The sequence below is a fragment of the Bradyrhizobium sp. genome, assembly GCF_030693485.1.
Taxonomy (GTDB): Bacteria; Pseudomonadota; Alphaproteobacteria; order Rhizobiales; family Xanthobacteraceae; genus Bradyrhizobium.
In genome coordinates this window covers 1-9,166 of record NZ_JAUYAN010000103.1, presented here as the reverse complement: position 1 = coordinate 9,166, position 9,166 = coordinate 1, and the positions used below count along the sequence as shown (strand labels likewise).

The following is a 9,166-nucleotide window of genomic DNA, read 5'->3' as shown; positions in this document are numbered from 1 at the left end:
GCGCGCCGGCCGGCGCACGCTTCTGATCGAGCGTTACGGCTTTCTCGGCGGCATGGGGACGGCGGCGGGGGTGACGAATTTCTGCGGGCTGCATGCCAATGTCTATGGCGAGATGCACCGGGTGGTGCAGGGCGTTGCCTCCGATCTGCTGGCGAGGATCGATCATCTGGGCGGGCTGAATGCGCCGCATCTCATTCTCGGCAAGATCTTCGCGCAGGCCTACGACACCGCGGCCTACAAGATCGCGGCCGACGATCTCCTGGCGGCTCACAACGTCGACATTCTCTTCCACGCGCTCGGCGCCGGCGTGGTGATGCATGACGAGACGCGCATCAACGCGCTGATGGTGGAAACAAAAGCCGGGCGGCAGGCGGTGCGCTCGGAGATATTCATCGACTGCTCCGGCGACGGCGATCTTGCGGCCTGGGCCGGGGCGCGGTTCGAGGTGGGCGACAACGCCGGCAGCATGCTCTATCCCTCGATGATGTTCCGGCTCAACGGCATCGATCCGGAAACGGCCGGCGACGCCTGGCGGACGATACCGGCGTTGATGGAAGCCGCCGAGGCCGCCGGCACCCATCATTTTCCCCGCAAGGCCGCGATCGTGCGGCCGCAGCGCTCGGGAATCGAATGGCGGGTCAATTTCACCCAGCTGTCGCGCGAGGACGGCACCGCGATCAACGGGCTGGAGCCCGACGATCTCACCCGCGGCGAAATCGACGGCCGCCGCCAGGCGGTCGCCGCGTTCAATTTCCTGCGCACGGTGCCGGGGTTCGAGAAATCCTACATCGTCGACCTGCCGCCGCAGCTCGGCATCCGCGAAACCCGCCGGGTGATCGGCGGCTATATGCTGTCGGGCGACGACGTGCTTGGCTGCGCCTCGTTCGACGACAGCATCGGCGTCAACGGCTGGCCGATGGAGTCCCATGTCGCCGGTGATGTCATTTTCAGGTTCCCACCGATCCCGGAATCCCGCGGCTTCAACGAGCTGCCGTACCGGATGCTGACGCCCGATTGCATCGACAATCTGTTGGTGGCCGGGCGCTGCGCCTCGATGACTCATGACGGCCAGTCGGCGGCGCGGGTCTCCGGCGCCTGCTTTGCCATGGGCGAGGCGGCCGGGACCGCGGCGGCGCTGGCGCTCGGCGGCAACACGATTCCGCGCGACATCGCGGTGGAAAAGTTGCAACAAGCGTTGCAGCAGCAGGGTGCGTTTATCGGGCGGGACCAGACCGTGCCCGAAGGGCTATAATAATAGAGAATACAGACGGAGGAAACGGGATGATCGGATTGGCGCGGTTCGCAGTGGCGGGCCTGATGGCACTGACGGCGGTGGTGGCCGCCTCCTCCGAAGGCCGTTGCCAGGAGCTGTTGAAAGCCAAAATCGGCGTGCTTCGGCTGTCGTCATCGGCGCCGGTGTTAATTGCGCAGGACAAGGGTTATTTCAAGGAGGCCGGGCTCGAGATCGAGCTGAAGTTCTTCGATGCGGCGCAGCCGATCGCGGTGGCAACCGCGTCGGGCGATGTCGATTTCGGCGTCACCGCCTTCACGGCCGGACTCTACAATCTCGCCGGCAAGGGCGCGCTGAAAGTGATCGGCGGCATGAGCCGCGAGAAGGCCGGCTATCCCCTGATCGGCTATTTCGCCAGCAACAACGCCCATGCGGGTGGCCTGAAGACGCCGAAGGATCTCGCGGGCAAGCGCATCGCGGTGACGCAGACCGGCTCCAGCTTCCACTATTCGCTGGGGTTATTGGCCGACAAATACAACTTCAAGCTTGCCGAAATCAAGGTGCTGCCGATGCAGTCGCTGTCGAATGCCGCCGCCGCCCTGAAGGGCGAGACCGTCGATGCCGCGCTGTTGCCGGTCTCGACCGCGCGCAAGCTGATCGACGATGGCGGCGCCAGGCTGCTGGGCTGGGTCGGTGACGAAACGCCGTGGCAACTCGGCGCCGTGTTTGCCTCGCCGAAAGCGCTCGGCAACAAGCCGCTGGTGACGAAGTTGCTGGCGGCACTGGCCCGCGCCGACCGCGAATATCACGATGTGATCCTGGCCTCGATCAAGGACGGCAAGGCCGACATCAACGACAAGACCAGGCCGCTGCTGGAGATCATCGCCAAATACACCAACCTGCCGGTCGAGCAGGTGGTCGGCAACTGCGCCTATATCGATCCGGACGGCAAGCTCGACGTCAGGAACGTCGCCAACCAGATCGAGTGGCTTCAGGAACAGGGTTTCGTCGACAAGGGAGTTGGCGTCGATGCGATCATCGCGAAGGAATTCGTCAAGGCGGATTGATCAAGTCGTCATTCCGGGGCGATGCGAAGCATCGAACTACGGTGCGCAATTGCGCACCGGAGAATCTCGAGATTCCGGGTTCACGCTGACGCGTGCCCCGGAATGACGGAGTAGAGATGGACCTGATCGCACACCATATCAGCCACCGCTTCGGCGCGCTCGAAGTGCTCGACGACGTCTCGTTCACGTTGCGCTCCGGCGAGGTGGTGGCGATCGTCGGTCCGTCCGGCTGCGGCAAGAGCACGCTGCTGTCGATCCTGGGCGGACTGTTGCAGCCAAGCGCGGGGCAGGCGGAATGGCGCGGCGCGCCGCCACCGGACAGCCGCAACCCGCTGACCTTCGTGTTCCAGGATTTTGCGCTGTTGCCGTGGTGCACCGTGGCGGAGAATGTCGAATTCCCGCTGCTGCATGCGAATCTTTCCGAGCGTGAGCGCTGTGCGGTGGTGGACGACGCGCTGCGCCGCACCAGCCTGTCGGATTTCCGCGGCGCCTACCCCAGGCAGCTTTCCGGCGGCATGCGGCAGCGCGTCGGCATCGCCCGCGCGCTGGGGGTGAGGCCGGCGATCCTGTTGATGGACGAGCCGCTGTCGGCGCTGGATTCGCAAACCCGCGAATTGCTGATGGAAGATTTTATCCGCCTGCTCGCCGATGGCTCGATGGGTGCGGTCTATGTCACGCATAACCTCGAAGAGGCGGTGCGTATCGCCGACCGCATCGTGGTGCTGTCGCGGCGCCCTGGTCGCATCCGCGAGGTCGTCACCATTCCGCTGAGCCGCAGCGAACGCGGCGACATCCATGCCCGCGAGCAACTGCTGGCGCTGCAGAGCGATCTGTGGTCGCTGATCCGCGAACAGGCGGTCGAAGCCGAGCGCGAGGTCCAGCATGCTTGACCGCGCCGGGGAGCAAGCGGCCTCGCCGCCCGCCGATATCAACGCCGAAGCGCGGCCCGTCGCCTTTCGCGGCGCGGGATTCGCGCCAAAGGCCGGCCGCTATTCCGGCTGGATCGCATTGGTGCTGGTGCTTGGGCTGTGGCAGCTGGCCGGCAGCGCCGGATGGGTCAATCCCCTCTTCCTGCCGCCACCATCGGCGATCGCGCTGGCGCTCTGGAAGCTCGCCCTGTCAGGCGCGCTGTGGAATCACGTGTCGGCGTCGGTGGTGCGGATCGGGGCGGGCTGGATTCTCGGCACCATGGCCGGGGTCGCGGTCGGCTTCGCTATCGGGCTCTCAAGTCTCGCGCGCGGCGTCGGCATCACTTTCATCTCGGCGCTGTTTCCGATTCCGAAGATCGCGCTGCTGCCGCTCTTGATCCTGTGGCTCGGAATCGGCGAGGAGCCGAAGATCGCTACTATCGCGCTCGGGGTGTTCTTCTCTACTGCGATCTCGGTCTATAGCGGCGTCGATGCGGTGCCGCGCAATCTGATCCGGATGGCGCAGAGTTTTGGCGTGCCGTTCGCCTCGATCGTGCGCCGGGTGATCTGGCCGGGCGCGCTGCCCTCGATCCTCGCCGGCTTCCGCATCAGCGCCTCGGTGGCGCTGCTTCTGGTAGTGAGCGCCGAAATGATCGGCGCCCAATTCGGCATCGGCGCCTTCGTGCTGCAGGCGGGGAATCTGATGCAGACCGATCAGCTCTTGGCCGGAGTCGTTGTCCTGTCGCTGTTCGGGCTCGCGGTGGGGAAGCTGATCAATCTATTGGAGACGCGGTTGCTGCACTGGCGGTGAGATCAAGCTCGCTTACCTCTCCCGCGTGCGGGGGAGGTCGACGCGCGCGAAGCGCGCTGCGGGTGGGGGAAGCTCTCTCCGTTCGCGCCGGTGTTTGCTGAGACACCCCCACCCCAGCCCTCCCCCGCAAGCGGGAGAGGGGGCGCAGCGAGCAATCCTCACGCATTTCCGCGGTCTTCCCGGAACAGATCCAGCTTCTGCTGCACCGGCCGATCCGAGAAACTGAACAGCACCGAATCGACGTCGGCTTCATGCGTGACCCACTGCCAGCTCGGCACCACGAACAGATCGCGCGGACCCCATTCGAAGGTCTGATCGCCGATCCGGGTGCGGCCCTTGCCTTCGATCGCGGCGAACACGGTGGCATCCGTCGACCGATAACGCGCGGTTTTAAAACCCTTCGGCAGCAGTTGAATGAACGTGCCGATGGTCGGCATCGCGAAATCGCCGGTCTCGGGATTGGAAAATCTCAGTTTCAGTCCGTGGCAGGCGTCCCACTCGTTGCGTGCCTTGGCCTGTTCCAGCGCCTCGCGGGTATGGCTGTAGGGATAGTTGAAGATCGGCGAGGTCTTTGAGCTGCGCTTGCCGTCGACCGGCAGCAGATTGTGACCGTAGCGCCCAAAGCTGTCGCCGGGGGGACGGGTGATCTTCTGCTGGTCTTCCGTGGAGTCTTCGGCAAAGGACGCGTCGAAGAACTGCACCATCGGGATGTCGAGCCCGTCGAGCCAGTACATCGGCTCGGAAGTCTCGTTGGAATGGTCGTGCCAGGTCATCGACGGCGTGATGACGAAATCGCCGGGCTCCATCAGCGAGCGCTCGCCATCGACGGCGGTAGCGGCGCCATGGCCTTCGAGCACGAATCGCAGCGCCGACTGGCTGTGGCGATGCGCCGGGGCGACGTCGCCCGGCACCACCATCTGCACGCCGGCAAACAGGGAGGTCGTGACTTTCGACTGGCCGCGCAGCCCCGGGTTTTCCAGCACCAGCACCCGCCTTGTGGCTTCCCTGGCGGTGATCAGCCTGCCGGCTTCGGTCATGTAGTCGCGGATGGCGTCGAACTTCCACAGATGCGGCCGGCAGGCGCTCCTCGGTTCCGGCGTGATCAGGTCGCCCATCACGTTCCACAGCGCCGAGAGGTTCTCGCCGTCGATCTTCTTGTAGAACGCCTCGCGTTCCGGCGTCTTCTGTACGGCTTCCATGACGGCCTCCCGGGGCTCTCATTCAAGTGGCTTTGGTCGTCTCGATTGACAGCATACTTACAATATGGATAGCGTCAACGGCGCACTGCAACCAACAAGAAGATTTCAGGGAGGTTTCGATGAAGCTGCACGGCTATTTCCGCAGCAGCGCGTCCTACCGGGTCAGAATAGCGTTGAATCTGAAGGGGCTGGACGCCGATCACCTGTCACACCACCTTCGCAAGGGCGAACAGCGCGATCCCGCCTTTCTCGCCCTCAATCCCCAGGGGCTGGTGCCGGCGCTGCAGGACGATACCGGTGCGGTGCTGACCCAGTCGCTCGCCATCATCGAATGGCTGGAGGAAACCCAGCCGCAGCCGGCCTTGCTGCCGAAGGATACGCTGCGCCGCGCCAAGGTGCGCGCCTTTGCGCAGGCGTTGGCCTGTGATACCCATCCGGTGCAGAACTTGAAGGTGCTGGCGCGGCTGCGCGAACTCGGCCTGCCCGAGGAGCAGGTGACGGGCTGGGCGGCGTGGGCCAATCGCGAGGGCTTGGCTGCCTGCGAAGCCCTGATCGCGGATGAACCCGGCCCGTTCTGCTTTGGCGAAGCGCCCACCATCGCCGATCTCTGCCTGGTGCCGCAGCTGTTCAACGCGCGCCGCTTCGGCGTCGACGTCTCTGCCTATCCGCGCCTCCTGAAGGCCGAGGCGGCGGCGCAGGCCATGAAGGCGTTCGCAGACGCCGCCCCGGACAAGCAAGCCGATGCCGAGTAAATCCGACCCGATCACGATGGACGCGGTTTATACCGCGCCGGGCTATTTGTTCCGCCGGATGCAGCAGATCGCGGTGGCGATCTTCGTCGAGGAGTGCAAGGCCTACGACCTGACGCCGGTGCAATATGCCTCGCTGGTCTCGATCCGCACCCATCCCGGCATCGATGCCACACGGCTGTCCGCCGTGATCGCGTTCGACCGCTCCACGCTCGGCAGCGTGATCGAGCGGCTGGAGGCCAAGGCCTATATCGAGCGCAAACCCTCGCCCGGCGACAAGCGAACAAAGCTGCTCTATCTGACCAAATCAGGGGCCGCGCTGCTGCGCGATATCATTCCGTCGGTCGAGCGCGCGCAGGCGCGGATCCTGCAGCGGCTGAAACCGGCCGACCGCAAGACGTTGCTGGCGCTGCTGACGCAATTGGTCGATCTCAACAACGAGGCCTCGCGGGTGCCGCTGCGCGCCGAGGACGCGCTGGAACATCTGGGCAGATCGGGCTGATGGCGGCGGCGGGAAACAAAAAGCCCGTGCTGATCGCGGGCGGCGGCATCGGCGGCCTCGCCGCCGCGCTGGGTCTCGCGCAAAAAGGCATTGCCTCGATCCTGCTGGAGAAGGCCTCGGCGCTCGGCGAGATCGGCGCCGGCATCCAGCTCGGACCCAACGCCTTCCACGCCTTCGACTATCTCGGCGTCGGCGAGGCCGCGCGCGGCATGGCTGTCTATATCGATCAGCTCCGGCTGATGGATGCGCTGACCGCGGAGGAGATCACCCATGTCGATCTCGGCGATGCCTTTCGCGCGCGCTTTGGGAATCCCTATGCCGTGGTGCATCGCGGCGATCTGCATGGCGTCTTCCTGAAAGCCTGCCAGGACCATGCGCTGATCGAATTGCGCGTCAGCTCGGAAGTTGTAGGCTACGATCAGGACGGCGCGTCGGTGACGGCGCATCTTGCTTCCGGCGCGCGCGTGACGGGTTCGCTGCTGATCGGCGCCGACGGGTTGTGGTCGAACATCCGCAAATCGGTCGCGGCCGACGGTCCGCCGCGGGTGTCGGGCCACTCCACCTATCGCTCGGTAATCCCGACCGGGGAGATGCCGGAAGATCTGCGCTGGAATGCGGCGACGCTGTGGGCGGGGCCGAAATGCCACATCGTGCATTACCCGCTGTCGGGCTGGAAGGTGTTCAACCTCGTCGTCACCTATCACAACCACGCGCCGGCGCCGGTCGCGGGCCAGAGCGTCTCCGACGACGAGGTGATGCGCGGCTTTGCCCATGTCCATGAGCGCGCCAGGGAGATCATTCGCCACGGCAAGAACTGGAAGCTCTGGGTGCTGTGCGACCGCGATCCCCAGGAGAAGTGGATCGACGGCCGCGTCGTGCTGCTCGGCGACGCCGCGCACCCGACGCTGCAATATTTCGCGCAGGGCGCCTGCATGGCGCTGGAGGACGCGGTGTGCCTGTCGCACATGCTCTGGCAATATCCCGATGATCACACCGCTGCGCTGGAGCGTTATCGCTCGCAGCGCTTCGAGCGCACCGCCCGCATCCAGCTGCAATCCCGCGCCATCGGCGAACACGTTTATCATCCCGACGGCGACCACGCCCGCCTCCGCAACGCCATCATGGGCGCGAAGAGTTCACAGGATTATTACGGCGACCTGGAGTGGCTGTATGGCGGGACGGGGTTGACGGCGTAGGGCACTTCCTGCTCCCCTCCCCACCGCTTGCGGTCGCTTCGCGGGGGGAGGGGAGAAGAAAAGCGCGCTGGCGCGGGTCAGCTACTCTGGATCTTCAACAACGCCTGTCGGTCGATCTTCCCTGTGCCCGTCTTCGGCAGCTCGTCGATAAACCTGATCTCACGCGGATATTTATACGGCAGCAGTTTCGCCTTCACGAAGTCCTGCAGCAGCCTCGTCGTTTCCGCCGCATCGAATCCGCGCTCGTTCATCACCACCACGGCCTCCAGCGTCATGCGGCGGTCCGGCAGTTCCGCCGCGAACACCGCGCACTCGCGCACGGCTGGATGCTCGGCGAGGCAGAGTTCGACTTCGAGCGGATAGACCCATTGGCCGGAGATCTTGATGAGATCGTCGGCGCGGCCGCGGAAGAAGTGGAAGCCGTCGGCATCCCGCACAAAACGGTCGCCGGTGTAGATCCAGCCGCCCTCGCGGATGGTCTCGGCCGATTTGTCCGGCCGGTTCCAGTACAGCGGCGTGTTGGAATCGCCGCGCACCCACAAAATGCCTTCCTCGTTGTCGCCGACGAGGTGGCCGTCTGTGTGCTTCAGCTCGATTTCGTAGCCGGGCACGCGCAGGCCCGCGGCGCCGAGCTTTTTCTGCTCCGGGCGATTGGAGAGATAGATGTGCAGCACTTCGGTCGATCCCAGCCCTTCGACGATTTCGAGGCCGGTCAGCGCCTTCCAGCCATTGAAAACTTCGGCGGAAAGCACCTCGGCGGCGGACAGCGCCATCCGCAGCGAGGAGAAATCCGTCGCGGCCGCATTGTCGGCCTTTGTGAGGGACGTGTAGAGCGTCGGTAATCCGAAGAAGACGGAAGGACGAAAACCCTCGATCGCGGCAAAGATCGAAGCGGGCCTGGGCTGGCCTGGCAGTAGCAGCGTGGTGGCGCCCGCCGCGAACGGGAAGGTGATCGAGTTGCCGAAGCCATAGGCGAAGAAGATTTTCGGGACCGAGAAGCAGATGTCGCCGGGCGCGAGTTTCAGCACGTTGCGGGCGAACGCGGCCTCGCTGTAGGCCATGTCGTGCTGCAGATGGACGATGCCCTTGGGACGGCCGGTCGAGCCCGACGAATACATCCAGAGCGCCATCTCGTTGCGGCCGGTATCAGCCTCCGCAAGCTCGGCGGGAAACGCCGGCAACCAGCTTTCGGCGATATTGGTACTGGCGGCGGCGTGATCGGACGCGGCGCCATTGACCACAATCAGCGTGCGCAACGCCGTGTCCTTGCAAGCCTCCGCATTGAAGCGGGAACAGAATTCAGCGTCGGCCACGGCCACGGCGGCGCCGGAATCCGCGAGGTAAAACTGCAGCAGGTCCGGTGGCGTCAGCGTGTTGATCAGCAGCGGCACGAAGCCCGCCCGCACCGCGCCGAAAAACGCTGCCGGATAGGCCGGCGTATCGTCGAGAAACATCAGGATACGGTCGCCGCGTTGCAATCCGAGCGAGATAAAGCCGTGTCCC

Annotated in this window: 9 protein-coding genes; 7 read left to right on the top strand and 2 right to left on the bottom strand. The window is 65.0% G+C overall.

From position 1 onward, the window contains the following. From Q8N40_RS07800 to Q8N40_RS07785, 4 genes are all read left to right on the top strand, one after another. On the top strand, positions 1-1,252 hold a 1,252-nt coding region (locus Q8N40_RS07800), incomplete at its 5' end, for an FAD-dependent oxidoreductase (RefSeq protein WP_305711411.1). Between the two features lie 29 nt (positions 1,253-1,281). Further along, a complete protein-coding gene (locus tag Q8N40_RS07795) occupies positions 1,282-2,298 on the top strand; it encodes an ABC transporter substrate-binding protein (RefSeq protein ID WP_305711410.1) in 1,017 nt (338 codons plus the stop codon). A 116-nt stretch (positions 2,299-2,414) separates the two neighbouring features. Next, positions 2,415-3,188, top strand: coding sequence for an ABC transporter ATP-binding protein (locus Q8N40_RS07790; protein ID WP_305711409.1), 774 nt, complete (start codon positions 2,415-2,417; stop codon positions 3,186-3,188). After that, a complete protein-coding gene (locus Q8N40_RS07785) occupies positions 3,181-4,017 on the top strand; it encodes an ABC transporter permease (protein WP_305711408.1) in 837 nt (278 codons plus the stop codon). Before Q8N40_RS07790 ends, Q8N40_RS07785 begins: the two co-directional genes overlap by 8 nt. A 158-nt stretch (positions 4,018-4,175) precedes the next feature. Here the strand turns inward: Q8N40_RS07785 and gtdA are convergent, their stop codons facing one another. Next, on the bottom strand, positions 4,176-5,216 hold the full coding sequence (gene gtdA / locus Q8N40_RS07780) for a gentisate 1,2-dioxygenase (protein WP_305711407.1): 1,041 nt from the start codon (positions 5,214-5,216) through the stop codon (positions 4,176-4,178). 119 nt (positions 5,217-5,335) lie between these two features. Between gtdA and maiA the strand changes: the two genes are divergently transcribed. From maiA to Q8N40_RS07765, 3 genes are read left to right on the top strand one after another with little or no spacing between them, the layout of a single operon-like run. Further along, positions 5,336-5,968 (top strand): maleylacetoacetate isomerase, encoded by a 633-nt coding sequence (gene maiA, locus Q8N40_RS07775; RefSeq protein WP_305711406.1) that lies wholly within the window; start codon positions 5,336-5,338, stop codon positions 5,966-5,968. Beyond that, entirely contained in the window at positions 5,958-6,467 is a 510-nt protein-coding gene (locus Q8N40_RS07770) for a MarR family winged helix-turn-helix transcriptional regulator (protein WP_305711405.1), read from the top strand. The genes maiA and Q8N40_RS07770 overlap by 11 nt, the downstream gene beginning before the upstream one ends. Continuing rightward, the gene (locus tag Q8N40_RS07765) at positions 6,467-7,663 is read left to right on the top strand and encodes a 3-hydroxybenzoate 6-monooxygenase (RefSeq protein ID WP_305711404.1); all 1,197 of its coding nucleotides are present in this window, start codon (positions 6,467-6,469) and stop codon (positions 7,661-7,663) included. Before Q8N40_RS07770 ends, Q8N40_RS07765 begins: the two co-directional genes overlap by 1 nt. A 77-nt stretch (positions 7,664-7,740) precedes the next feature. Here Q8N40_RS07765 and Q8N40_RS07760 read toward each other — a convergent pair. Beyond that, on the bottom strand, positions 7,741-9,166 hold a 1,426-nt coding region (locus Q8N40_RS07760), incomplete at its 5' end, for a benzoate-CoA ligase family protein (RefSeq protein WP_305711403.1).